Genomic DNA, 22,573 nt, shown 5'->3' with positions numbered 1-22,573 from the left:
GTCACCGCGCCGGTCCTGTCCGGAGGGTGGGGGAAGTGGCCAGGCGCGAACGCGTCGTACGGATGTCGGTCGAGCAGCCGCTGTGGCGTGCCCTGACGGCCTATCGCGTGCTGACGATGCTCTATGCGGTGCTGCTCGCCGTGTTCGGCCGGGAGCGGTACGACCGGCCATGGGTCGCCGTCGTCTTCCTGACCGTGCTGGCGGTCTGGACGCTCGCCACGCTCCCGAAGGTCTCGGGCGCCGTCGCCTGCACCAAACGCTTCCTCGTGGTGGACCTGGCGCTCGCCCTCACCGGCATCCTCCTCACCCCGCTCGCCGACTTCGAGGCCCAGTCGGTCGACGGCCCCACACTGCCGTCCATCTGGACCGCGGGCGCGGTGCTGGCCTTCGCCCTCAAGGGCGGCTGGCGCTGGGCGGCGTTCGCCTCGACCCTCGTCGCCGCCGCCAACATCGTCGAACGCGGCGAGCCCAGCCGGGACACCTTCCACAACGTCCTGCTGGTCTGGGTCGCCTCCATCGCCATCGGGTACGTCGTCGAGGTCGCCCGGGCCAGTGAACGCACCCTCGCCCGCGCCCTGGAGATCGAGGCCGCCACCCGGGAACGGGAGCGGCTGGCCCGTGACATCCACGACAGCGTTCTCCAGGTGCTGGCGATGGTGCAGCGCCGCGGCACCGCGCTCGGCGGCGAGGCGGCGGAACTGGGCCGGCTGGCGGGGGAGCAGGAGGTCGCCCTGCGCACCCTGGTCACCAGCGGTCTGGTGCCCGCCACCCGGGTCTCGGAGGACGCCGCCGAGGGCGCCGTGGTCCGTAGCGTGGAGGTCGACGACGAACCGTCCGGCCCGTCCGCGTGCGACCTGCGCACCCTGCTCGCCCCGCACGCGGGCTCCCGGATCACCTTCGCGGAGCCCGGGGCCCCGGTGCTGCTCGACCCCGCCACCGCGAGGGAACTGGCCGCCGCCGTCGGTGCCGCCCTGGACAATGTGCGGGTGCACGCGGGGAAGGACGCCCAGGCGTGGATCCTCGTCGAGGACTGGGCCGACGAGGTGATCGTGACGGTCCGGGACGACGGCCCGGGCATCCCGGAGGGGCGGCTCGCCCAGGCGGAGGGGGAGGGGCGGATGGGGGTCGCGCTGTCGATCCGCGGCAGGCTGCGTGACCTGGGCGGTACGGCCGAGTTGGTCTCGGTGCCCGGCCAGGGCACCGAGGTGGAGTTGAAGGTTCCGAAGGTTTCGCGGGGGAAGGCAGGATCAGCGGGATGAGTACGCAGAGCGTTACCGCCGGGGAGCGGAGCACGAGGGTGATGGTGGTCGACGACCACCCGATGTGGCGCGATGCCGTCGCCCGCGATCTGTCCGAGTCCGGCTTCGAGGTGGTGGCGACCGCCGGCGACGGACCGCAGGCCGTCCGCAGGGCGACGGCGGTCGTCCCCGACGTCCTCGTCCTCGACCTCAACCTGCCCGGCATGCCCGGGGTGCAGGTCTGCAAGGAACTCGTCGGCACCCTCCCCGGGCTGCGCGTGCTGGTGCTCTCCGCGAGCGGCGAGCACGCCGATGTGCTGGAGGCGGTCAAGTCCGGCGCCACCGGCTATCTGCTCAAGTCGGCCAGTACTCAGGAGCTGACCGAGGCCGTCCGGTCCACCGCGGTCGGTGACCCCGTCTTCACCCCGGGCCTGGCCGGGCTGGTCCTGGGCGAGTACCGCAGGCTCGCCTCCGAGCCCGCGCCCGTCGCCGCCGACGAGCCCAAGGCCCCGCGGCTCACCGAGCGCGAGACCGAGGTGCTCCGGCTGGTCGCCAAGGGGCTCTCGTACAAGCAGATCGCCGAGCGGCTGGTCATTTCGCACCGCACCGTCCAGAACCACGTCCAGAACACCCTGGGCAAGCTCCAGCTGCACAACCGCGTGGAGCTCGTGCGGTACGCGATCGAGCGCGGCCTCGACGACGCCTGAGCGCGTTCGGGCCGCCGCGGGCGGGCGGCTGTCTCCGAGCGGCGCGGCGAGGACCGGAACCGTATATTCGCGATGACCGGCGCATGCCCCCGGTCCCCGGTCCGCGCGACGAACGGGAGCTGTCGTGGAAATCCTGGCCTTCGGTGTGCAGTCCGACGAGAAGCCGCTGATCGAGGGGGCCTTCGAGCGGGCCTTCGCCGGGCGGCACGAGATCCGGTGCCTGGACGTCTTCCTCACGGCGGACACCGCCCCCATCGCGGCGCACCACGAGATCATCTCCACCAGTGTCAACGCCGACCTGGGCAGCCGTGTCCTGCAGACGCTCGCGGCCGGGGGCACGCAGATGATCGCCCAGCGCTCCACCGGCTTCAACAACATCGATCTCGACGTCGCCGAGCGGCTCGCCCTCCGGGTCGCCCGGGTCTCCCGCTACTCGCCCTACTCGGTCGCGGAGTTCGCCTGGACCCTGGCGATGGCGGTCAACCGCCGGGTCGTCCGCGCCGCGATCCGCACCCACGACTTCGACTTCCGGCTCGACGGCCTCCTCGGCCGGGACATGCACGGGCGCACGGCCGGGGTGGTCGGCACGGGCCGGATCGGTGAGGCGTTCACCCGTATCGCCCACGGCTTCGGCATGAGACTGCTCGGCTGGGACGCCGCCGAGAACCCCGCCTGCACCGCGCTCGGCATGGAGTACGTCGACAAGGACCGGATCCTCGCCGAGTCCGACCTGATCAGCCTGCACGTCCCGCTGCTGCCCGCGACCCACCACCTGATCGGCGCCCGGGCACTGGCCCGGATGAAGGACGACGCGATCCTGATCAATTCCAGCCGCGGCGGCCTCGTCGACACCGACGCGCTGGTCGCCGAGCTCCGCGCGGGCCGGTTCCTGGGCGTGGGGCTCGACGTGTACGAGGCGGAGGCCGGGCTCTTCTTCGTCGACAAGTCCCTGGAGGGCATCGACGACGACACCCTCGCCCGGCTCGTCACCTTCCCCAACGTCATCGTGACCTCGCACCAGGCGTACTACACCCGGGAAGCCGTGGCCCAGATCGTCGACGCCACCGTGCGCAACGTCGCCGACTACCTGGGCGGGCGCCGCAACGAGAACGTCCTGGTCCCGGCGCCCCCGGCGCGCTGAGGCCCCGGGACCGCCCGGCCGCCGGTGTCCCGGGCGGGCCGAGGTGCCGGGACCACCGGCCCCCGGCGCCCCGCCGTCCGGGTCAGCCGTTGACCGGCAGCCCCGCGAGCAGCTCCGCCACGATCTCCGTGCCGCGCAGGGTCAGCACCGACTCCGGGTGGAACTGCACCGACGCGAAGCCCGGCCCGCGCAGCGCGTGCAGCTCCCCGTTCGCCGGGTCCGCGCTCGACTCGATGCCGTGCGCCGCCAGCTCGACGGCCGCCGCCTCGTCGCAGTGCGCCGTGAAACTGTTGTAGAAGCCGACCGTCTCCGGCCGCCCGAAGAGGTCGATCCGCACCTGGGCGCCCTGATGGGGCACGGCCTTGCGGACGATGTCCAGCCCCAGCTCCGCCGCGATCAGCTCATGGCCCAGACAGACCCCCAGCAGACCGTGCCGGTGGTCGCGGACCAGTTCCGCGGCGAGCCCGCGCAGCAGCCGCATCTTCGGATCGGCCGTGTCGCCCGGGTTCCCGGGCCCCGGGCCCAGGACGACCGGGCCCGCGTGCCCGCGCACGCGCTCGCGCAGCCCCGGCTCGTCGAAGCGGTGAACCGACACCTCATGGCCCGAGGAGCGCAGCAGATGGGCCAGCATCGCCGTGAAGGTGTCCTCCCCGTCGATCACCAGCGCACGGCCGGACACCTGGTACGGCCGCTCCTGCATCCGCAGCCAGAACGGGGCCAGCCCGTCCCGCCGGGCGTCCAGCGCCGCCCGCACCCTCGGGTCGTCGGCCAGCCGCACCGGGTCCGCCGCCCCGGACCGGGGCCGGCCGGGCCGCACCCCCAGCGCGGCGAGCACCGCGGCCGCCTTCGCGTGTGTCTCGGCGACCTCGCCGTCCGGATCGGAGTGGCGCACCAGCGTCGCCCCGACCGGCACCCGCAGCCGGCCGTCGGCCGCGATGTCGGCGGTACGGATGAGGATCGGCGAGTCCAGGCTCTGCGTCCCGCCCGGCTCCCGGCGCAGCAGCGCCAGCGCCCCCGCGTAGTAGCCTCGCCCGCCGGACTCGTACCGTTCGATGACCCGGCAGGCGTTCTGCACGGGCGAGCCGGTGACCGTCGCCGCGAACATGGTCTCCTTCAGCACCTCCCGGACGTCCAGCGAGGAGCGCCCGCGCAGCTCGTACTCGGTGTGCGCGAGATGGGCCATCTCCTTGAGCCGCGGCCCGACCACCACCCCGCCCATGTCGCCGACGGTGCACATCATCTTCAGCTCCTCGTCGACGACCATGGAGAGCTCGTCGCGCTCCTTGCGGTCGGCGAGGAATTCCAGCAGGCCCTCGGCGGTCGGCCCCGCGGCGGGATAGCGGTACGTGCCGCTGATCGGGTTCATCACGACCGTCCCGCCGGACATCCGCACGTGCACCTCGGGGCTCGCGCCGACCAGGGTCCGCCCTCCCGTCCCCCGTCCCCGCCCTTGCGGGGAAGGCCCTTCGGATCCCTGCCGGCTCCCGGTGTGCACCACGAACGTCCAGTACGCGCCCCGCTCACCGGCCAGCAGCCGCCGGAAGAGGGCCAGTGCGTCGGCCCGGCCGAAGCCGGGGATCTCGCCGCGGAAGGTGCGCCGGACGACGAAGTTGGCGCCCTCGCCCTGCCCGATCTCGTCCTCGACGACCCGCCGGACGATTTCCGCGTACTCCTCGTCGGGGACGTCGAAGCCGCCGTCGACGACCCGCACCTCCCGCTCCGGCAGGTGCTCCAGCACCTCGGCGAGCGGCAGCTCGTACACCTCGTCGGCGACCAGCACGGACAGCGGGGTGCCGTCGTCGCGCACGTCGAAACCGCGCTCGGCGATCTGCCGGAACGGCACCAGGGCGAGCGCGGGCAGCGGCCCGACGGGGAGGGCGGCGAGGTGGTCCACCTCCCGCACCCGGCCGATCAGCACCTCGACGGTGTCCTGGTCGTGGCCGGGGGTGCGCCGGCGCAGCAGGGCGAACGGCGGGCCGTCGTCACCGAGCAGCCGTTCGAGGACGGGGCCGGTGCGGTGGGGCTGGGGCTGGGACACGGATGTTCCTTCCATGAGGAGGAACGGCCCCCGGAACACGGAGAAGGCCGCCCCTCGGGCGGCCTTCGCGTGGTCTGTCGCGCGATCGATCAGTGGGCCGCCGGATGAGCGGTCCACCACCAGTTCTGGGTCGTCTGCGCGAACATGCCCCGAACCCTAGCGGACGGAAGGGACATCCGAGCGGCTGTCTCAACTATTGAGCTTTCGGATGGGTGAGGCGGCGGACCCCGTAATGTTGTCGGTGTGACCGTGAACGCCAATACCTCCGTCGCCGGTGGCAACACCTGGCAAGACCTTCCCGCGGCGCAGCAGCCCGAGTACCCCGATGCCGAGGCTCTGCGCGATGTACTCGCGGAGCTCACGTCGTATCCGCCGCTCGTCTTCGCGGGCGAGTGCGACCAGCTGCGTGCCCGGATGGGAGCCGTCGCCAAGGGCGAGGCGTTCCTGCTCCAGGGCGGTGACTGCGCCGAGGCGTTCGACGCCGTGTCGGCCGACCACATCCGGGCCAAGCTGAAGACGCTGCTCCAGATGAGCGCCGTCCTCACGTACGCGGCGTCGGTGCCGGTCGTCAAGGTCGGCCGGATCGCCGGTCAGTACTCCAAGCCGCGCTCCAAGCCCACCGAGACCCGCGACGGCGTCACCCTGCCGACCTACCGCGGCGACTCGGTGAACGGCTTCGCCTTCACCGAGGAGGCCCGGGTCCCGGACCCGCAGCGGCTGAAGCAGATGTACCACGCGTCCGCCTCCACGCTGAACCTGGTGCGCGCCTTCACCACCGGCGGTTACGCCGACCTGCGCCAGGTGCACGCCTGGAACCAGGACTTCGTGAAGTCGTCGCCGTCCGGCCAGCGCTACGAGGCGCTCGCCCGCGAGATCGACAACGCGCTGAACTTCATGGAGGCGTGCGGTACGGATCCGGCGGAGTTCAAGGCGGTCGAGTTCTTCGCCTCGCACGAGGGCCTGCTGCTGGACTACGAGTCGGCGCTGACCCGTGTGGACTCGCGCACCGACCGTCTGTACGACACCTCCGGCCACATGATCTGGATCGGCGAGCGCACCCGGCAGCTGGACCACGCGCACATCGAGTTCGCCTCGCGGATCCGCAACCCGATCGGCATCAAGCTCGGCCCGACCACGACGGCCGAGGAGGCGCTGCAGTACATCGAGCGCCTCGACCCCGAGCGGGAGCCCGGCCGGCTGACCTTCATCGTCCGCATGGGCGCGGACAAGGTCCGTGACAGGCTGCCCGAGCTGGTGGAGAAGGTCACCGCGTCCGGTGCCACCGTGGCGTGGGTGACCGACCCGATGCACGGCAACACCTTCGAGGCGGCATCGGGCCACAAGACCCGCCGGTTCGACGACGTCCTGGACGAGGTCAAGGGCTTCTTCGAGGTGCACAAGAGCCTCGGCACGCACCCGGGCGGCATCCATGTCGAACTCACCGGCGACGACGTCACCGAGTGCGTCGGCGGCGGGCACGAGATCTTCGTGGACGATCTGCACCAGCGCTACGAGACGGCCTGCGACCCCCGCCTCAACCGGAGCCAGTCCCTCGACCTGGCGTTCCTGGTCGCGGAGATGTACCGGGACCAGTAGGCATCACCGCTGGTGACTCGCCAACGACTGTGGGGCACGGATCGCTGTGATCCGTGCCCCACAGGGCTTGTGGAGCTTCTCGGCACCTTGCGCACCGGGTAAGGTTAGGTTTGCCTCACCGAGCAGGGGACGGTCTGGCAGCAACGACCGAACCCGTCGGGAGGTGAACCGCATGTACGTCTGCTCGTGCTTCGGCGTCACGGAGCAGCAGGTCAAGGAGCATGCGGAAGCCGGAGCCCGCACGCCCCGGAAGATCGCCTCCGTCTGCAAGGCGGGCACGGACTGCGGCGGCTGCGTGCGCGCCATCCAGGCCGTCCTCGGCCGCGGATCCTGCCCGCGCCGCGAGCTGCTGGACCGGAAGCGGACATCCGGCGCCGAACCGGACGCCACCGGGAGCGATGCCGACGCCCTCGCCCCGGCGGACGCCCGGCGGGCCGTCCCGCCCGCCAGGCTGCACGAAGCGGCCTGACCCCCGGATCCGCCCTCCTGGCCTTCTCGGGCTTCCGGGGCCGTCGCCGGCGCCTCCGGGGCGCGGGCCTCAGTAGTCGCCGCGCTGCCCGTGTCCCTTCGACCCCGCCTGGCCGCTGTGCCCCTCGTCGTGCGGCTGCTCGATCTGCTGCGCGATGTAGAGCGGCTCGCCGAGCTTCTCGACGAGCTCCAACTGGGCTTCGAGGTAGTCGACATGGTGTTCCTCGTCGGCGAGGATCGCCTCGAAGATGTTCGCGGACGTGATGTCGTCCTTGCCGCGCATCAGGTCGATCCCACGCCGGAGGCGGTCGATCGCCTCCACCTCGATCTGGAGGTCGGCCTGGAACATCTCGGTGACGGTCTGACCGACCCTCACATGGAAAAGTCGCTGGTAGTTGGGGAGTCCGTCGAGGTACAGGATGCGGTGCGTGAGGATTTCGGCGTGCCGCATCTCGTCGAACGACTCGGCGCGCGTGTACTTCGCGAGCTTCAGCCAGCCGTGGTGCTCCTGCATCTTCGAATGGAGGAAGTACTGGTTGATCGCGGTCAGTTCGGCGGTCAGCTGCTCGTTCAGGAACTCAAGGACCTCGGGATCGCCCTGCATCGGTGAGGCTCCTTCCGGCCGATGAATAACGGCCAATACCGGGGTATGCCAGTGAATGCCCACGAATACGGCAAGTTGGCCGAATCCTCGCACTGCGTCCGGTCGGCGTCCAGTAAGTACACGCTTAGTGGGATTTGCCAGAATTATCCATACCCTGGTCGGAACCACCCTTGTCTGTCTGTCACCATGGAGGCATGGGTCAGCCGGAAAGCCGGGAAAACCGCGCGTCAGAGCAGTCGGAGCTTCCGCCGGGACAGCGGCTCCAGCGCGGCTGGCCGGTCACCCACTACGGGCCGGTGCCCCGGTTCAAACCGGACCGCTGGGAGTTCCGGGTCTTCGGCGCCACGGCGGACGGCCAGAAGCACTGCTGGAACCATCAGGAGTTCTCGGCGCTCCCGTACACCTCGGTCGTCGCCGACCTGCACTGCGTCACCAAATACAGCATGCTCGGCGCCGAATGGGGCGGGGTCCTCGCCCGCACGGTCCTGGAGCTCGCGCCGCCCGCGTCCGACGTCACGCATGTGATGGTCTGGGCCGAGTACGGTTTCAGCTCGAACCTACGGCTGTCCGACTTCACCTCGGACCGAACGATTTTCGCCACCCACAAGGACGGTGAGCTGCTCACCGCCGAGCACGGCTTCCCGCTGCGGCTGATCGTGCCGCACCTCTACGCCTGGAAGGGCCCCAAGTGGGTCCGGGGCATCGAGTACATGACGGCGGACCGCCGCGGCTTCTGGGAGGAGCGCGGCTACCACAACATCGGCGACCCGTGGCGCGAGCAGCGCTACTCGTACCAGGAAGAGCCCGGGGACGGCCCCGAGCTCTGACCGCGCGGAGGGCGGGTCCGCCCGGTCCGTCCGTCCTCGGGGCCGGTGTCCTCGCCCTCGGCGGTGACCCCGTGTCCTCGGTGGTGTTACCGGTGCGCCACGGCGTAGCCCTTGTCCCGGCCGATCACCCACGTGCCGATGGCCGGCCCCCGTCGCGCAGCCCCTTCAGCCGGGCCACGTCCGCCGCGTGGCCGTCCTTGCCGCCCGGCGTCTCGATGATCAGCGGAACGCCCTCGGTGGCCGGATGGGAGAACAGCTCCCGGAACGGTTCCTCGCCGATGTGCCCGGCGCCGATGTTCGCGTGCCGGTCCTTGTGGGCTCCCGCCGCCTCCTTGGAGTCGTTGGCGTGGATCAGTTTCAGCCGCCCCGCGCCGACGGTGTCGACCAGCAGGTCCAGGGCCCGCCGCATGCCCTGCGGTTCGGCCAGGTCGTGGCCGGCCGCGTGGACGTGGCACGTGTCGAGGCATATGCCGAGCCGTGGGTGGGAGTCCAGCGCCTCGAAATACGGACCGAGGTCCCCGATCCGTGAACAGAGCGAGGAGCCCTGGCCGGCCGTGGACTCCAGCAGCAGGTATGGGTCGTCGTCGTGCGTCAGCTCGTCCAGCAGCGGCCGCAGGTGCGTACGCACCTGTGCGAGGGCCCGCTCGCGCGACCGGCCGCCGGTCGCCGACCCGGTGTGCACCACGACGCCCAGTGCGCCGATCGCGCGGGCCCGGCGCAGCGAATGCCGCAGGGAATCCACCGACTTCTCCACGGTGGCCTCGGTGTGCGAGCCGAAGTTGATCAGATACGGGGCGTGGACGTACGCCGGAAGGGCCGCGGCGGCGCACTCGGCACGGAACCGTTCGTCCTCGGCGGGGTTGCCCACGGGGGCCGCCCAGCCGCGGGGATTGGCGACGAAGACCTGCACCGCCTCCGCACCCATCTCCCGGGCGTAGGGCAGGCCGACCTTGGCGAGACCGCCGGCCACGGGCACGTGGCCACCGACAGGATTGCGCATGCGGTTCTAGATCCCCTTGGTCCTGATGGTGATGGTGCTGCCCTCCGGAGCCCGCTCGCCGCCCTCGACGGACTGGCTCGTGACGGTGTCGCCGAAGGGGATGAGCGGGCGCTTGACCTCAACCTCGAACCCCGCGTCCGCCAGCGCGCGCTTGGCGGCGTCGAGGTCCTTCCCGATGACGTCCGGGACTTTGGTCATCCGGGGGCCCTTGGAGACCGTGAGCGTGATGGTGTCGCCCTCGGCAGCCCGGCTGCCCTCGCCCAGCGACTGATGGGCTATGTCGCCGGCGACCTCGGGGGAGTGGACCCGGTCGGGCAGCACCTCGGCCTTCAGCCCCTCCTCGTCCAGTGCGGCGGTGGCGTCCTCGACGGACAGCCCGGTGACATCGGGCACGTCGACCGGAGCACCCTTGTTGACGACCAGGGCGACCGCGGAGCCGGAGTGGCGCTCGGCGCCCGCCGCGGGGTCCGTACGGATCACCTCGCCCCGTGCCGTCTCGCCGCTGAACTCCTCGGTGACCATGCCGGGTACCAGGCCGACCTCCTTCAGATCACGTTTGGCGTCGGCGAGCGCGAGGCCTTGGACATCGGGAACCTTCACGATCTCGGGGCCGCGCGAGACGACCAGCCGCACCCTGTCGTTCCTCCGGATGCGGGCGCCCGACGCAGGGGCGCTGTCGACGACCTTGCCGCGTTGCACCGTGTCGCTGTAGGCCCGCTCGACGCCCTTGACGTCCAGACCGGCGTCCGAGAGCCGCTGGCGGGCGGTCTGCTCGGTCTGGTCCAGCAGCGAGGGCACCCGGGTGAACTGCCCGGAGTTGATGTACCAGACGCCCGTGCCGATGCCCAGCACCAGCAGCACGGCGGCCACCGCGGTCAGGACGGAGCGGCTCGGGCGCCCGAGCCCTCCCCAGCCCCGTGTGCGCGATGCCCGCGGCGGGGGACCCGACGGTTCCAGGGGCGGCCTCTCCAGCCGGCTGGTGTGCTGGGCGGTCCCCTCGCCGGCCGGGAGCGGGCGGAGGATGACGCTCGTGCGGTCCTCGGTGGCGTCGCGCTCCCCGGCGAGCGCCTGCGGCGGTACGGCGTCCAGCTGGGCGTCGGTCAGGTCGGAGCGGGCCTCGCGGGTCTCGGCCAGCAGCGCCACCGCGTCGGACGGGCGGACGTCGGGGTTGCGCGCGGTGGCACTCGCCACCAGGCCGTCCAGCGCCACCGGAAGGTCCGGGACGAGGGCCGACGGGGCCGGGACGTCCTCGTTGAGGTGCCGGTAGATCACCTGGGCCGGAGTGTCGCCCGTGTGCGGCTTGGCGCCGGTCAGCATCTCGTACAGGACCACACCGCAGGCGTACACGTCGGTACGGGTGTCCGCGGTGCCGTGTTCTATCTGCTCGGGAGCGAGGTACGAGACGGTCCCGAGCACCGATCCGGTGGTGTTGGTGGCCGAACCCACCGCCCGCACCAGACCGAAGTCGGCGACCTTGACCCGGCCGTCGTCCCCTATCAGGACGTTCTCCGGCTTCATGTCGCGGTGCACGAACCCGGCCCGGTGCGCGGCGCCGAGCGCGGCGAGCACCGGCTCCAGGATGTCCAGCGCCGCCCTCGGCTGCAGGGCGCCGCGGTCGCGCAGCACGTCGCGCAGCGTGCAGCCCGAGACGTACTCCATCGCCAGGTAGACGTACTGCCCCTGGGCGCCCTGGTCGAAGACCGCGACCACATTGGGGTGCGCGAGCCGGGCCACGGACTTGGCCTCGCGTATGAACCGCTCGACGAAGGACGCGTCGGTGGCGAGCGCCGGGTGCATCACCTTGAGGGCGAGTACCCGGTCGAGCCGGGTGTCCACGGCCCGGTAGACCGTGGCCATGCCGCCGACGGCGACACGGGCATCGACGCGGTAGCGGCCGTCGAGCAGCTGCCCGACGAGCGGGTCCTGGAGGGTCGTATCCACGCAAGTGAGTCTACGAGCCGCGGCGGACACCCTCCGACGGCTCGGACGGTCCCGGGGCCGTACTGCAGCCGAGCCGTGACAGGGACACGTCCCCATGCTGCCGATGGCGGCGTCCCCGTAGGCCGGACGGGTCAGAAGGCCGGGCGCTCCGGGTCCAGCACCGCGCGCCCCGCCGTCGGCGACGACGCCTCGGCGAAGTGCCGGCGCGGGATCCGGCCCGCCCGGTACGCCAGCCGCCCGCCCGCCACCGCATGCCGCATGGCGGCGGCCATCAGCTCGGGCTCCTGGGCCCGGGTCACGGCGGAGGCCAGCATCACCGCCCCGCACCCCAGCTCCATCGCCAGCGCCGCGTCCGAGGCCGTCCCGGCGCCCGCGTCGAGGATCACCGGTACCCGGGCCTGCTCCACGATCAGCTGGAAGTTGTGCGGATTGCGGATGCCGAGGCCGGAGCCGATGGGGGAGCCGAGCGGCATCACCGCCGCGCAGCCCACGTCCTGGAGACGGCGGGCCAGCACCGGGTCGTCGTTGGTGTACGGCAGCACGGTGAAACCGTCGTCCACCAGGGTCTCGGCGGCATCCAGCAGCTCGACCGGGTCGGGCAGCAGGGTCCGCTCGTCGGCGACCACCTCCAGCTTGATCCAGTCGGTGCCGAGCGCCTCACGGGCCAGCCGGGCGGTCAGCACGGCCTCGCCCGCGGTGAAGCAGCCCGCCGTGTTCGGCAGCACGCGGATGGAGAGCCGCCGCAGCACGGAGAGCACCGAGCCCTGCACGGTCGGGTCGAGGCGGCGCATCGCGACGGTGGTCAGCTCGGTGCCGGAGGCGACGAGGGAGCGCTCCAGCACATCCAGGCTGGGAGCCCCGCCGGTGCCCATGATCAGCCGGGAGCCGAACGTGGTGTCGCCGAGGGCGAAGAGGTCATCGGACACGGTCAGCCTCCCTGGACCGCGGTCAGGATCTCGACCCGGTCGCCGTCGTGGAGCGCGGTGGCGGGCCACTGCCCGCGCGGTACGACGCTCTCGTTGACGGCCGCCGCGACACCGGAGCCGGCGGAGGTCAGCCCGGCGACGACGGCCTCCAGGGTGGTGCCCGCGGCGAGGAGCCGGACCTCCCCGTTCACGGACACGGAGACGGCGGCGCGGGAGGGATCGGCGGAGGCATCGGGGGAGGAGACGGGGACGGACGCGGAACCGGGGGTGGGCGCGGGCTCGGTCATGCGGGCTGCTCCTGACGTACGGCGTCGGCGGCGGGCGAGAAGCGGTGCGGGCTGAAGGGGCGGGCCACCTCGGGCAGCTCGCCGTCGGCCAGCGACGCCGCCATGACATCGCCGGTGACGGGGGTGAGCAGGACGCCGTTGCGGTGGTGGCCGGTCGCGAGGTGGAGGCCGGGCAGCGCCGTGGGGCCCAGCAGCGGGGCGTTGTCGGGGGAACCGGGGCGCAGACCGGCCCGGGTCTCGACGAGCGGCAGCTCGGTGATGCCGGGCACCAGCTCGTGGGCGTCGCGCAGCAGCTCGTAGACGCCGCCCGCGGTGACGGTGGTGTCCCAGCCCATCTCCTCGCTGGTGGCGCCGACGACCAGTTCGCCGTTCTCGCGCGGTACGAGGTAGAGGTGGCCGCCCCGGACCAGGGCCCGGACCGTCCGGGAGAGGAAGGGCGCGTACGGGGCGGGCACGGTCAGCCGCAGCACTTGCCCCTTCACCGGCCGGACCGGCGGCGCGACCCCGGCCGGCAGGCCCGGCAGCCGGCCGCTGAGACTGCCCGCGGCGATCACCACCCGGCCGGCGACGAGCTTCGCGCCCCCGGCGAGCACGGCCCCGGCGGCCCGGTCGCGCACCACCGTCAGACGCTCCGCCCGGGCGCGGTGGAAGACCACCCCGGCCCGCTCGCACGCGGTGAGCAGCGCGGCGGCCAGCCGGCGCGGATCGATCTGGTGGTCGCCGTCGACCCGCAGCCCGCCGCGCACACCCGGCGCGAGCATCGGCTCCAGGCGACGGCACTCGCGTCCCGTCAGCCACTCCGACTCCAGACCCGAACGCCGCTGCAGGGCGTGCAGCTCCCGCAGATGGGCCCGGTCGTCGGAGTCCAGCGCGACGGCGAGCGTGCCGCAGGTGCGAAAGCCCGTGTCCAGGCCGCTCGCCTCCTCCAACTCCGCCACGAAGTCCGGATAGCGGGCGGCCGAGGCCAGGTTCAGCCCCAGCAACAGCTCCTCGCCGTAGTGGAGTTCGGTGACGGCGGCCAGCATCCCGGCCGCCACGCGGGCGGCCCCGCCGCCCGGTTCGGGGTCGACGACCGCGGTGCGCAGTCCGCGCTGCGCGGTCCGCCAGGCGGTGACCAGCCCGATGATCCCGCCCCCGATGACGAGGACGTCGGACCCGGCCGCCGGGGCGCCGGATCCGTTGCCGAGGACCTCGGACGGGTCCCCGTTCCGAGAAGAACGCATGGGCGTCCAGCCCCTCCCTTCGCCGGCATGACCCGGATCAGGTTCGTACGGTCGAAGGCCGCTCCAGCCTTCCTCTCAGCCCGCTGCGTCCGGGCTCCCGCGAGTGTCTTACCGTGGCCACCCTAAACCCCGTCCGCCGGACCCGGTAAGGGAGCAGCAGTCATGGCCCGTTCGCTCGACGGACTCGTCCTCTCGCCGGTCGCCGACCAGGCACCCGGCCAGGTCGGCACCCGCACCCGCTTCACGTACCACGAGGAGGAGGGGCGGATCTGGGCCGAGTACGCGGGCGGCGACGTGGTCCGCGGCCATCTCGTCGGCACCCGCGACGGCGATGTCCTGGACTTCCGGTACGTCCAGCTGGGGCAGGACGGAACGACGTCCTGCGGCCACTGCGTCTCCACCGTCGCCGACCTCCCGGACGGCCGGGTGAGGCTGGAGGAGCGGTGGGAATGGGAGTCGCAGGCGGGCAGCGGCACCAGCGCCGTGGAGGAACTCCCCCTGCCTTGACGTCCTGTCAGGTGCTTATGGTGTACAGGTGAGCGAGCAGCAGCAGTCGCAGCAGTCCAAGCGTCCGGAACGGCGCGTCGTCATCGCCGGCGCGGGCATGGCCGGCGTGCAGACGGCCGTGGCCCTGCGGGAGCAGGGCTTCACCGGTCCCGTCACGGTGATCGGCGCCGAGCCCCACCAGCCCTACGACCGGCCCCCACTCTCGAAGGCGGTGCTGCTCGGCGAGGCCGAGGGCTCCGCCTTCGACATCGACTTCGAGGCACTGGACATCGAGCTGAGGCTGGGCCTCGACGTCACCGGCCTGCGGGCCGCGGCGCACGAGCTCGACACCGCGTCCGGCCCCGTCCCCTACGACGTGCTGGTGATCGCCACCGGAGCGGAACCGGTCGTCCTGCCGGGCACCGAGGGCGTTCCCGGCGTCCATCTGCTGCGCACCCTCGACGACGCGGCCCGGCTGCGGCCCGTCCTCGACGAACGGCATGACGTCGTGGTCGTCGGCGCGGGCTGGATCGGCGCCGAGTTCGCCACCGCGGCCCGCGCCGCCGGCTGCACGGTCACCGTCCTGGAGGCCGCCGACCGGCCGCTGGCCGGCGCGCTGCCCGCCGAGGTCGCCGCCCCGATGGCGGCCTGGTACGCCGAGAGTGGCGCCGAACTCCTCACCGGCGCCCGGGTCGACCGGGTCGAACCGGGCCGGGTGGTCCTGGCGGACGGCCGTGAGATCCCGGCCGGGGCCGTCGTCGTCGGCATCGGCGCCCGCCCCGCCACCGGCTGGCTGGCCGGCTCCGGCATCGGTCTCGGCCCCGACGGATCGGTGACCGCCGACGCCGCGCTGTGCACCTCGCTGCCCGACGTGTACGCGGTCGGGGACTGCGCCTCGTTCCCCTCCGCCCGGTACGGCGAGCGCCTGCTCGTCCACCACTGGGACAACGCGCTCCAGGGCCCCCGGACCGTCGCGGCGGGCATCGTCGCGGCGGACGGGGACCGCCCGGCTCCGCCCGCCTACGACCCCGTCCCGTACTTCTGGTCCGAGCAGTTCGACCGGTTCGTGCAGTACGCGGGCCACCACGAGGGCGCCGACACCCTGCTGTGGCGCGGCGATCCCGCGGACCCCGCCTGGTCGGTGTGCTGGCTGCGCGACGGCGTCCTGGTCGCGGTCCTCGCCGTCGGCCGCCCCCGCGACCTGGCGCAGGGCCGCAGGCTCGTCGAGGCGGGCGCGCGGATCGACCCGGTGCGGGCCGCCGACCCCTCCGTACCCCTGAAGTCGACGACCCTCTGACGGCGTACCGGCACCGCCCGTACGGTCGGCCCGGCTACCGACTGTCGGTCCGGGATGGCACGCTTGTCCCGTGACCGAGATTGACACGAAAACCGATGCTCTCGTCCCCGCCTGGCTCCACCTCCCCGACATCGCCGAGAAGCTCGGCGTCGAGGTGACACGTGTGCGGCAGCTGGTCAAGGAGGGTCAGCTCATCGCCGTGCGCCGAGGTGAGAACCGGGCGCTCCAGGTGCCGGCCGCCTTCATCGCCGGCAACAAGGTGGTCAAGGGCCTCTCCGGCACCCTGACCCTGCTGCGGGACGACGGCTTCAACGACGAAGAGATGCTGGAGTGGCTCTTCACCCCCGATCCGACCCTGCCGGGCACCCCCGCCCAGGCGCTGAGCGAGAATCGCGGCACGGAGGTGAAGCGCCGCGCCCAGGCGCTCGCCGTCTGAACCGGTGACCGCCGGCCGGGTGCGGGTCCGACGGCCCGCACCCGGCCCCGCTCCGACCACCACCGCTCACGCTCTTTCGGGGGGAATCGCATCATGTCCACGCCTCGCGCACAGCTGTCCGACGCCCGGCTCTACCTGTGCACGGACGCCCGCAGGCGCCAAGGGGACCTCCCGGCCTTCCTCGACGCCGTTCTCGGCGCCGGGGTGGACATCGTCCAACTGCGCGACAAGGGCATGGAGGCCGCCGAGGAACTCGAACACCTCGCGGTCTTCGCCGACGCCTGCAAGCGCCACGGCAAGCTCCTCGCGGTGAACGACCGGGCCGACGTCGCGCACGCCATCGGCTCCGATGTGCTCCATCTCGGCCAGGGCGATCTGCCGGTCCCTGCGGCCCGCGCCGTCCTCGGCGACGACGTGCTGATCGGCCGCTCCACCCACGCCGAGTCCGAGGTCGACGCGGCCGCTGCCCAGCCCGGCGTGGACTACTTCTGCACCGGGCCCTGCTGGCCCACCCCGACCAAGCCCGGACGGCCCGCGCCGGGGCTGGACCTCGTGCGGTACGCCGCCTCGCTCGGCACCCGGCGGCCCTGGTTCGCCATCGGCGGGATCGACGCGGGCAATCTCGACGAGGTCCTGGACGCCGGGGCGCGCCGGGTGGTCGTCGTCCGGGCGATCACCGAGGCCGACGACCCCGCCGCGGCCACTGCCGAACTCGCCGGAAGGATCAGGGCCCGCGCCGGAGCCTGAGCGGGAGGTGTGCCCGCGTCCCGGCCCGGGGCGGACGGAGGTCCGGACCGCCCGTGAACCGGACTCGGTCCGGGGCCGCGCCGGGGCGCGATCCGGACCGCGCCGCCGTGCGATCGGTGGCACGTATCGAAGCGTGGGCCGGCCGGATGTCCGAAGGATGGACAAACAAACGCGCAATCCGGACATTTAGCGCTGGTCTGGTCCTGTGGTCCGCGCACTCTGGTTAACCTGCCCGTATGGCCCTTGGCACACCTACCACCAGGACGGATCACGCCCCCACGGTGCGTGAACTTCTCGCGACCGGCGAGCCTTCGTACTCCTTCGAGTTCTGGGCGCCCAAGACCGAGAAGGGCGAGCGGAACCTCTGGAACGCCCTGCGCCGCGTCGAGGCGGTGCGGCCGAGCTTTGTCTCCGTGACCTACGGCGCCGGCGGCTCCACCCGGGCGGGGACGGTCAAGGCCACGCAGGAGATCGCCGCCGACACCACCCTGACCCCGGTCGCGCACCTCACCGCCGTCAACCACTCCGTCGCCGAACTGCGCAACATGGTCGGGCAGTACGCCGACGCCGGGATCAGGAACATCCTGGCCGTGCGCGGCGACCCGCCGGGCGACCCGATGGGTGAATGGGTCGAGCACCCGCAGGGCGTCCGGTACGCGGCCGACCTCGTCCGGCTCATCAAGGAATCCGGCGATTTCTGTGTGGGGGTCGCGGCATTTCCCGAGAGGCATCCGCGCTCCACCGACTGGGACACCGACATCCGGCATTTCGTGGAAAAGTGCCGCGCCGGTGCCGATTATGCGATCACCCAGATGTTCTTCAATCCGGACGACTATGTGCGCATGCGTGACCGAGTGGTCGCCGCGGGTTGCGAAACTCCGATCATTCCCGAGGTCATGCCACTGACCAGCGTCAAGCAGCTCGAGCGGTTCGCCCAGCTCAGCAACGCCTCCGTCCCGTCGTCGCTGAGAGAGCGCATCCTCGAGGTCAAGGACGATCCCGCCGCTGTACGCTCCATTGGTATCGACTTCGCAACGCGGTTCTGCGCGAAGCTGCTTTCCGAAGGTGTGCCCGGACTGCACTTCATCACGCTCAACAACTCGACGGCGACGCTCGAAATCCACGAGAATCTCGGACTGCACAAGCAGTTGTGACCGGCCGTACCCGCCACGACCCCGGGCGGTGGCCGTAGGAGGGGGCGGGCATGGGCTGGACGGTCCTCTACATCGCGTTCGGAATCGTCGCGCTGTGGTTGCTCGGCGAGGTGCTCCTGCAGTACAAGGCGCGCCTTCGCTGGCGCCTGCTGGCCTTCACCGGCTTCCTCTGCGTGGTCGTCGGCGTGCTGCTGCCGTCCGTGCCGGTGATCGCCGCCGGTACGATCGCGTTCGCGGTCGGCCAGTCGTACGTCACGTTGTCCTTCCGGCGCGGCTTCTCCACCGGCTGGGCGCTGGGGGAGGGCCCCCGTGAGAGCCGTCGCCGCCGCGCCGGGAAGGGCCGGGGCGCCCGCAGGGCGGCACCCGCGCCCAAGGGGGCTGACGCGGACGCGGAGCAGAACGGGCAGGCCCCCGCGCAGGTACAGCCCGAGTCCCCGGCCACCGCCGTCTACGAGCCGGAGCCGCTGCCCGACGACACCGGCCAGTACGGCGTCTACTCCGACCACGCCCGGGCGGTGCGGGACGGCGGTCACGACGACCAGACGGGGATGCTGTCGCAGCCGGGGTACGCCGCGTACGACGGCGGCACCGGCCCCGCCGGGTACCCGGCGCCTGGCCAGGACCTCCTCACCGGCCATGATCCGTTCGCCACGAGCCATGACCCGTTCGCCACCGGCCATGGTCCGTTCCCGTCCGGACAGGACGCCCCGGGCGGCCGGGACTCCTTCGCCGCGTCGTACGACTACGGCACGGGCGGACAGCAGCAGTACGCCGCCTACTCCGACCCCTACGTCGGGGGTGGCACCTCGGGCGGCCACCCCCCGTACGACGGCTACGGCGACGGCTACGACGTCTTCGGCGGCCGACAGCAGTACGCCGCCGACCCTTACACCCAGCAGTACGCGGAGACTCCAGCGGGCGGAGTCTGGGTGCCGCAGCAGCGCGAGGGCGAGCAGTACCCGGCCATGCCCCCGGGACAGCCCGCGGGGCCCGCCCCGTACCCGAACGGCCATGAGGACGGCGACGGGTACGACGGGCGGTACCGCTGAGGGCCGTTTTGCCATCCGCGGCGGATCGGCGCGGGGCGTGGGGTGCGAGGCGGAGGGACAACCCGGATACCGGGTGCGCGCGGGGTTCCGACGACGCGGCGCGGCACTGCGGCCGACACCGGGCGCCCGCCGGGGAGCGCGGGAGCGCCCTCACCCAGGGGCGGGTGCCCTTCCCGCCGGCCCCGGTCCGGGCGGCTTTCGGGACACCGGGATCCGAAGCGGGTCACTGGGAACCGCGGAACGCGTCCCCCTCCACGATCAGCCCCGCGACCAGCGCCCCCGACATTCCGGCGTGGGCGAGCCCGCCACCGGGATGCGCCCAGCCGCCCGCGAGGTAGAGCCCCGGCAGGTCGGTGCGGTTGCCGGGACGCAGATATGCCCCCCCGGCCCCGGCCAGCGCGGGCCCGGGCACCGAACCGCCCTCGGCTCCCGTGTCCGCCGCCGTCTCGGCCGGGGTCCGCACCTCGGCGTGGAGCGTCCGCTCCCGCAGGCCCGGCACGACCGTTCCGGCAACCTCGATCAGGGTGTCGGCGAACCGCGTGCGGGTCGCCGTGCCCGTCCAGTCCACCGCCCCCTGCGGGGCGACCGTCGCCGTCAGCGTCACCGCCTCGTGCGCGTCGTCGGGGCGGGCCGTCGGGTCGTCCGGGCGCAGCACCGTCACCGTGGGCCGCTCGGCGACCCGGCCGGCGAACACCGCCTCCTGCTCCGCCGCGCCGTCCGCCGGATGCACCACGGTCCGGTGGACGGTGTCCGCGGGCCGGGCGCCGCGCAGCGACAGCATGACCAGGAACCGGCCCGGCACCACCGGCCGCCCCGCCATGTCCCCGTCCGGCCACGGCTCTTGGCCCGGCACCAGACCGGGACGGGGCCGGGCACCCAGCACGACGTGGTCGGCCTCCGCGGCCGAGCCGTCCGCGAACTCGACGCCCGCCGCCCGGCCGTCCTTCGCGATCACCCGGACGACCTCACGGCCCAGGACGAACTCCACCCTCCGGGCCAGGCACCGTTCGTACACCGCCTGCGCCAGGGCCCGGATCCCGCCCTCGACGTACCAGCTGCCGAAGGTCTCCTCCATGTACGGCAGCAGGGCGGCAGAGGCCGGCGCGCGACGCGGGTCCAGTCCGTACGACAGGGCGTAGCCGTCCAGCAGGGCGGCCAGCCGGGGGTCCGCCAGCTCCCACGCGCCGATCTCGGCCACCGTGCCCGCCTGCCGGGCGGGCCGCAGCAGCCGGCGCTGCCGGAGCGCCGGATACGGATCACGGCCGAGCAGCTGCGGATCGGCACCGAGCGGCTCCTCCAGGAGCGGGCGTCTCGACCGGTCCCAGGCGTCCCGCGCCCGGTCGAGGAACGCCCCCCAGACCGCACCCGCACCGCCGCCCAGCGCGGTGTCCAGGGCGGCGACGACCCCGGCCCGGGAGGCGTTCGGCAGCGAGACGGCCGTGCCGTCCGCGAAGACGTGACGGCTCGCCGGGTCGACCTGGCTCATCGCGACGCACCGCTCCAGCGGCTCCTTGCCCGTCTTCACGAACAGGTCGCGGTAGACCGCGGGCAGATGCAGCAGGGCGGGCCCGGTGTCGAAGGCGAAGCCGTCCCGGGTACAGCGGCCGACCGAGCCGCCGTAGGTCTGCGACCGCTCGTACACCGTCACCCGGTGGCCTGCCACCGCGAGCCGGGCCGCCGCCGCCATCGCGCCCATCCCGGCGCCGATCACCGCAATCCGTGCCATGCCAGCGACCTTAACCGCCGCCTTCGGCACCCCGTCCACGGGCCTCGCGACCGCCCGCGACGCTCAGGCCGGTGGCGCGGGCGAACCCGCCGCGGTGGCCAGGCGTCGCTGCTCGCGGCGCCGGGCCCTGTGGCGCAGGAACCGGCTGATGCGGGACGTCAGGAAGACCACGACCACCAGGCCGAGCAGCAGCAGCGTCGCGGCGATGATCGCGGCCGCCAGCGGATGGAACAGGGCGAAGACGATGATCCCCGCCACGCCCAGGTCCTCGGCCGCACTCACCGCGATATTGCTGAACGGCTCGGGGGAGGTGTTGACCGCCATCCTGGTGCCCGCCTTCACCAGATGGCTGACCAACGCCGTGGAACCGCCGATGGCACCGGCCGCGATTTCCGGCAGCGAGCCGCTCTCGCCCGCCAGCAGCGCCGCCACGACCGCCCCGGCGACCGGTCTGACGGCGGTCTGCAGCGCGTCCCAGGCCGTGTCCACGTACGGGATCTTGTCCGCGACCATCTCGCACAGGAACAGCACACCGGCCACGATCAGGACGTCCGTGCGCTGCAGCGCCGCGGGCACCTCGTCGGAGAAACCGGTCACGCCGAAGACGCCGAGCAGCAGGACCACCGCGTAGGCGTTGATCCCGCTCGCCCAGCCGCTCGTGAACACCAGGGGAAGTACGGACACGGACGCGATGGTAACCAGACGGATCCCGGTCCCGGGCGGGGTTCCGCGCAGGACGTGAGTATCCGTACCTAGACGGTGAGATGAGTAGGTGTGCGGATGGGTTCCCTCCCGCGCGGACGGAAGAGTGGAACGCGGACAGGGGAGCGGCGCACGGCACCGCCGGCACGGGGCGGCGGAACGGGCGCGGCACTCCTTCCGGACCAAGGGGGGTACGGGGGAGCACGACGGAGAGCCGGCGGGCCACGGGGGAGAACGCGGCCAGGGGGACGGCTTTCCGGCAACGAGGAGGACGCCGGTCCGGTACGGACCCGGGAGACCGGGCCCACCGGGCCGGCGTCCTTCGCGCACCGGCCCGGTGACGGCGGATCAGCGTCCGCCGACCCGGCCGCGCAGCAGCAGCGACAGCGCCGAGTGCACGTCGTCGATCGACCGCTCCGGCTGGAACGCCTGCCAGTCCAGGGCCGCCACCAGCACCATGCCGACCAGGGCGGCGGCCGTCAGCGGAATGTCGATCTCCTCGCTGAGCTCACCGCGTTCCACGCCCTCGCGCAGCACCCCCTCGACCACGGCCACCGCGTCCTGACGCACCACCAGGAGGGTCGACTGCCAGGCCCGGTTGGTGCGCCACAGCTCCGCGACGTACAGCTGGGTGAAGGCCGGGTAGCGGTCGATGAAGACCAGGCCCGCCCTGATCATCGCGTCCAGGGCCTCGACCGGGGTGCCGCCTCGCTCCCCGGTCTCCTCGGCCGCGGAGCGCAGCGACGCGGTGAGCAGCCCCACGCCGTGGCGCAGCAGTTCCTCGAAGAGCTCGGTCTTGCTCTTGAAGTTGTAGTAGACCGTGCCCTTGGCGACCCCGGCGCGCTCGGCGATCTCGTCCACCGTGGTCGCCGAGAAACCCTTCTCGGCGATGAGGGTCACAGCCGCCTCGTAGAGCTTCTGCCGGGTGGCCTGGCGGCGCGTGCCGCTGCTGCTTTCCATGCCCTTGATTCTCACAGGTT

Annotated in this window: 23 protein-coding genes and 1 riboswitch; of the genes, 12 read left to right on the top strand and 11 right to left on the bottom strand. The window is 72.6% G+C overall.

What is annotated here, in order from left to right:
- The first annotated feature begins 35 nt into the window (after positions 1 to 35).
- From macS to ACIHCL_RS01560, 3 genes are all read left to right on the top strand, one after another.
- Positions 36 to 1,259, top strand: coding sequence for a MacS family sensor histidine kinase (macS, locus tag ACIHCL_RS01570; RefSeq protein ID WP_399855650.1), 1,224 nt, complete (start codon positions 36 to 38; stop codon positions 1,257 to 1,259).
- A complete protein-coding gene (locus ACIHCL_RS01565; protein ID WP_399855648.1) occupies positions 1,256 to 1,945 on the top strand; it encodes a response regulator in 690 nt (229 codons plus the stop codon). The genes macS and ACIHCL_RS01565 overlap by 4 nt, the downstream gene beginning before the upstream one ends.
- A 124-nt stretch (positions 1,946 to 2,069) precedes the next feature.
- Positions 2,070 to 3,086, top strand: a complete 1,017-nt coding sequence (locus tag ACIHCL_RS01560; protein ID WP_399855645.1) for a 2-hydroxyacid dehydrogenase — start codon at positions 2,070 to 2,072, stop codon at positions 3,084 to 3,086.
- A gap of 82 nt (positions 3,087 to 3,168) precedes the next feature.
- Here the strand turns inward: ACIHCL_RS01560 and ACIHCL_RS01555 are convergent, their stop codons facing one another.
- Together ACIHCL_RS01555 and ACIHCL_RS01550 are read right to left on the bottom strand one after the other, a co-directional pair.
- Positions 3,169 to 5,124, bottom strand: coding sequence for an anthranilate synthase family protein (locus tag ACIHCL_RS01555; protein WP_399855643.1), 1,956 nt, complete (start codon positions 5,122 to 5,124; stop codon positions 3,169 to 3,171).
- A gap of 89 nt (positions 5,125 to 5,213) precedes the next feature.
- Positions 5,214 to 5,270 (bottom strand): trp operon leader peptide, encoded by a 57-nt coding sequence (locus ACIHCL_RS01550; RefSeq protein WP_078513512.1) that lies wholly within the window; start codon positions 5,268 to 5,270, stop codon positions 5,214 to 5,216.
- Positions 5,271 to 5,367: 97 nt separating this feature from the next.
- Between ACIHCL_RS01550 and ACIHCL_RS01545 the strand changes: the two genes are divergently transcribed.
- Together ACIHCL_RS01545 and ACIHCL_RS01540 are read left to right on the top strand one after the other, a co-directional pair.
- A complete protein-coding gene (locus ACIHCL_RS01545) occupies positions 5,368 to 6,720 on the top strand; it encodes a class II 3-deoxy-7-phosphoheptulonate synthase (protein WP_399855640.1) in 1,353 nt (450 codons plus the stop codon).
- Between the two features lie 172 nt (positions 6,721 to 6,892).
- Positions 6,893 to 7,189, top strand: coding sequence for a bacterioferritin-associated ferredoxin (locus ACIHCL_RS01540; RefSeq protein ID WP_399855638.1), 297 nt, complete (start codon positions 6,893 to 6,895; stop codon positions 7,187 to 7,189).
- A gap of 69 nt (positions 7,190 to 7,258) precedes the next feature.
- Here ACIHCL_RS01540 and bfr read toward each other — a convergent pair whose 3' ends face one another.
- Entirely contained in the window at positions 7,259 to 7,792 is a 534-nt protein-coding gene (gene bfr, locus ACIHCL_RS01535) for a bacterioferritin (RefSeq protein ID WP_399855635.1), read from the bottom strand.
- 194 nt (positions 7,793 to 7,986) lie between these two features.
- Between bfr and ACIHCL_RS01530 the strand changes: the two genes are divergently transcribed.
- Positions 7,987 to 8,619, top strand: a complete 633-nt coding sequence (locus ACIHCL_RS01530) for a sulfite oxidase-like oxidoreductase (protein WP_399855632.1) — start codon at positions 7,987 to 7,989, stop codon at positions 8,617 to 8,619.
- A gap of 124 nt (positions 8,620 to 8,743) precedes the next feature.
- Here ACIHCL_RS01530 and ACIHCL_RS01525 read toward each other — a convergent pair whose 3' ends face one another.
- The 5 genes from ACIHCL_RS01525 to thiO form a co-directional block, all read right to left on the bottom strand.
- A complete protein-coding gene (locus tag ACIHCL_RS01525) occupies positions 8,744 to 9,619 on the bottom strand; it encodes a deoxyribonuclease IV (RefSeq protein WP_399855630.1) in 876 nt (291 codons plus the stop codon).
- Positions 9,620 to 9,625: 6 nt separating this feature from the next.
- Positions 9,626 to 11,560, bottom strand: coding sequence for a Stk1 family PASTA domain-containing Ser/Thr kinase (gene pknB / locus ACIHCL_RS01520; protein WP_399855628.1), 1,935 nt, complete (start codon positions 11,558 to 11,560; stop codon positions 9,626 to 9,628).
- 131 nt (positions 11,561 to 11,691) lie between these two features.
- The gene (locus ACIHCL_RS01515; RefSeq protein ID WP_399855626.1) at positions 11,692 to 12,486 is read right to left on the bottom strand and encodes a thiazole synthase; all 795 of its coding nucleotides are present in this window, start codon (positions 12,484 to 12,486) and stop codon (positions 11,692 to 11,694) included.
- A 2-nt stretch (positions 12,487 to 12,488) separates the two neighbouring features.
- Entirely contained in the window at positions 12,489 to 12,773 is a 285-nt protein-coding gene (gene thiS, locus ACIHCL_RS01510; protein WP_399855624.1) for a sulfur carrier protein ThiS, read from the bottom strand.
- Positions 12,770 to 13,996 carry a glycine oxidase ThiO gene (gene thiO / locus ACIHCL_RS01505; protein ID WP_399855622.1) on the bottom strand — a complete coding sequence of 409 codons (1,227 nt, stop codon included), beginning with the start codon at positions 13,994 to 13,996 and terminating at the stop codon, positions 12,770 to 12,772. Before thiO ends, thiS begins: the two co-directional genes overlap by 4 nt.
- Positions 13,994 to 14,107: riboswitch (TPP riboswitch) on the bottom strand. Its footprint overlaps the gene before it by 3 nt.
- A 51-nt stretch (positions 14,108 to 14,158) precedes the next feature.
- On the opposite strand from thiO, the gene ACIHCL_RS01500 reads away from it, so the two are divergent.
- From ACIHCL_RS01500 to ACIHCL_RS01475, 6 genes are all read left to right on the top strand, one after another.
- Positions 14,159 to 14,503: a hypothetical protein gene (locus ACIHCL_RS01500; RefSeq protein ID WP_399855620.1), complete on the top strand. Its 345-nt coding sequence runs from the start codon at positions 14,159 to 14,161 to the stop codon at positions 14,501 to 14,503.
- 97 nt (positions 14,504 to 14,600) lie between these two features.
- The gene (locus ACIHCL_RS01495; RefSeq protein WP_399857091.1) at positions 14,601 to 15,779 is read left to right on the top strand and encodes an NAD(P)/FAD-dependent oxidoreductase; all 1,179 of its coding nucleotides are present in this window, start codon (positions 14,601 to 14,603) and stop codon (positions 15,777 to 15,779) included.
- Between the two features lie 70 nt (positions 15,780 to 15,849).
- Positions 15,850 to 16,215 (top strand): Rv2175c family DNA-binding protein, encoded by a 366-nt coding sequence (locus ACIHCL_RS01490; protein ID WP_399855617.1) that lies wholly within the window; start codon positions 15,850 to 15,852, stop codon positions 16,213 to 16,215.
- A 93-nt stretch (positions 16,216 to 16,308) separates the two neighbouring features.
- The gene (gene thiE, locus ACIHCL_RS01485) at positions 16,309 to 16,962 is read left to right on the top strand and encodes a thiamine phosphate synthase (protein WP_399855615.1); all 654 of its coding nucleotides are present in this window, start codon (positions 16,309 to 16,311) and stop codon (positions 16,960 to 16,962) included.
- A 236-nt stretch (positions 16,963 to 17,198) separates the two neighbouring features.
- Positions 17,199 to 18,116 carry a methylenetetrahydrofolate reductase [NAD(P)H] gene (gene metF, locus ACIHCL_RS01480; protein ID WP_399855611.1) on the top strand — a complete coding sequence of 306 codons (918 nt, stop codon included), beginning with the start codon at positions 17,199 to 17,201 and terminating at the stop codon, positions 18,114 to 18,116.
- A 50-nt stretch (positions 18,117 to 18,166) separates the two neighbouring features.
- Positions 18,167 to 19,165 (top strand): hypothetical protein, encoded by a 999-nt coding sequence (locus tag ACIHCL_RS01475; protein WP_399855609.1) that lies wholly within the window; start codon positions 18,167 to 18,169, stop codon positions 19,163 to 19,165.
- A gap of 223 nt (positions 19,166 to 19,388) precedes the next feature.
- Here ACIHCL_RS01475 and ACIHCL_RS01470 read toward each other — a convergent pair whose 3' ends face one another.
- From ACIHCL_RS01470 to ACIHCL_RS01460, 3 genes are all read right to left on the bottom strand, one after another.
- Positions 19,389 to 20,891: a phytoene desaturase family protein gene (locus tag ACIHCL_RS01470; protein WP_399855607.1), complete on the bottom strand. Its 1,503-nt coding sequence runs from the start codon at positions 20,889 to 20,891 to the stop codon at positions 19,389 to 19,391.
- A 63-nt stretch (positions 20,892 to 20,954) separates the two neighbouring features.
- Entirely contained in the window at positions 20,955 to 21,575 is a 621-nt protein-coding gene (locus tag ACIHCL_RS01465; protein WP_399855604.1) for a DUF4126 domain-containing protein, read from the bottom strand.
- A gap of 366 nt (positions 21,576 to 21,941) precedes the next feature.
- Positions 21,942 to 22,553 (bottom strand): TetR/AcrR family transcriptional regulator, encoded by a 612-nt coding sequence (locus tag ACIHCL_RS01460; RefSeq protein ID WP_399855601.1) that lies wholly within the window; start codon positions 22,551 to 22,553, stop codon positions 21,942 to 21,944.
- Positions 22,554 to 22,573 lie beyond the last annotated feature (20 nt).

The organism is Streptomyces sp. NPDC052042 (assembly GCF_044548345.1).
GTDB lineage: Bacteria > Actinomycetota > Actinomycetes > Streptomycetales > Streptomycetaceae > Streptomyces.
Note: the sequence above shows the minus strand (reverse complement) of the source record. Positions and strands in the feature narration are given on the sequence as shown.

What these genes read in the sequence shown, in the direction of transcription:
- ACIHCL_RS01565 (WP_399855648.1), top strand. Translation starts at nt 1,256, where the DNA reads ATGAGTACGCAGAGCGTTACCGCCGGGGAGCGGAGCACGAGGGTGATG.
- ACIHCL_RS01540 (WP_399855638.1), top strand. Translation starts at nt 6,893, where the DNA reads ATGTACGTCTGCTCGTGCTTCGGCGTCACGGAGCAGCAGGTCAAGGAG.
- bfr (WP_399855635.1), bottom strand. Translation starts at nt 7,792, where the DNA reads ATGCAGGGCGATCCCGAGGTCCTTGAGTTCCTGAACGAGCAGCTGACC.
- ACIHCL_RS01530 (WP_399855632.1), top strand. Translation starts at nt 7,987, where the DNA reads ATGGGTCAGCCGGAAAGCCGGGAAAACCGCGCGTCAGAGCAGTCGGAG.
- ACIHCL_RS01525 (WP_399855630.1), bottom strand. Translation starts at nt 9,619, where the DNA reads ATGCGCAATCCTGTCGGTGGCCACGTGCCCGTGGCCGGCGGTCTCGCC.
- thiS (WP_399855624.1), bottom strand. Translation starts at nt 12,773, where the DNA reads ATGACCGAGCCCGCGCCCACCCCCGGTTCCGCGTCCGTCCCCGTCTCC.
- thiO (WP_399855622.1), bottom strand. Translation starts at nt 13,996, where the DNA reads ATGCGTTCTTCTCGGAACGGGGACCCGTCCGAGGTCCTCGGCAACGGA.
- ACIHCL_RS01500 (WP_399855620.1), top strand. Translation starts at nt 14,159, where the DNA reads ATGGCCCGTTCGCTCGACGGACTCGTCCTCTCGCCGGTCGCCGACCAG.
- ACIHCL_RS01495 (WP_399857091.1), top strand. Translation starts at nt 14,601, where the DNA reads ATGGCCGGCGTGCAGACGGCCGTGGCCCTGCGGGAGCAGGGCTTCACC.
- thiE (WP_399855615.1), top strand. Translation starts at nt 16,309, where the DNA reads ATGTCCACGCCTCGCGCACAGCTGTCCGACGCCCGGCTCTACCTGTGC.
- metF (WP_399855611.1), top strand. Translation starts at nt 17,199, where the DNA reads ATGGCCCTTGGCACACCTACCACCAGGACGGATCACGCCCCCACGGTG.
- ACIHCL_RS01475 (WP_399855609.1), top strand. Translation starts at nt 18,167, where the DNA reads ATGGGCTGGACGGTCCTCTACATCGCGTTCGGAATCGTCGCGCTGTGG.
- ACIHCL_RS01470 (WP_399855607.1), bottom strand. Translation starts at nt 20,891, where the DNA reads ATGGCACGGATTGCGGTGATCGGCGCCGGGATGGGCGCGATGGCGGCG.
- ACIHCL_RS01460 (WP_399855601.1), bottom strand. Translation starts at nt 22,553, where the DNA reads ATGGAAAGCAGCAGCGGCACGCGCCGCCAGGCCACCCGGCAGAAGCTC.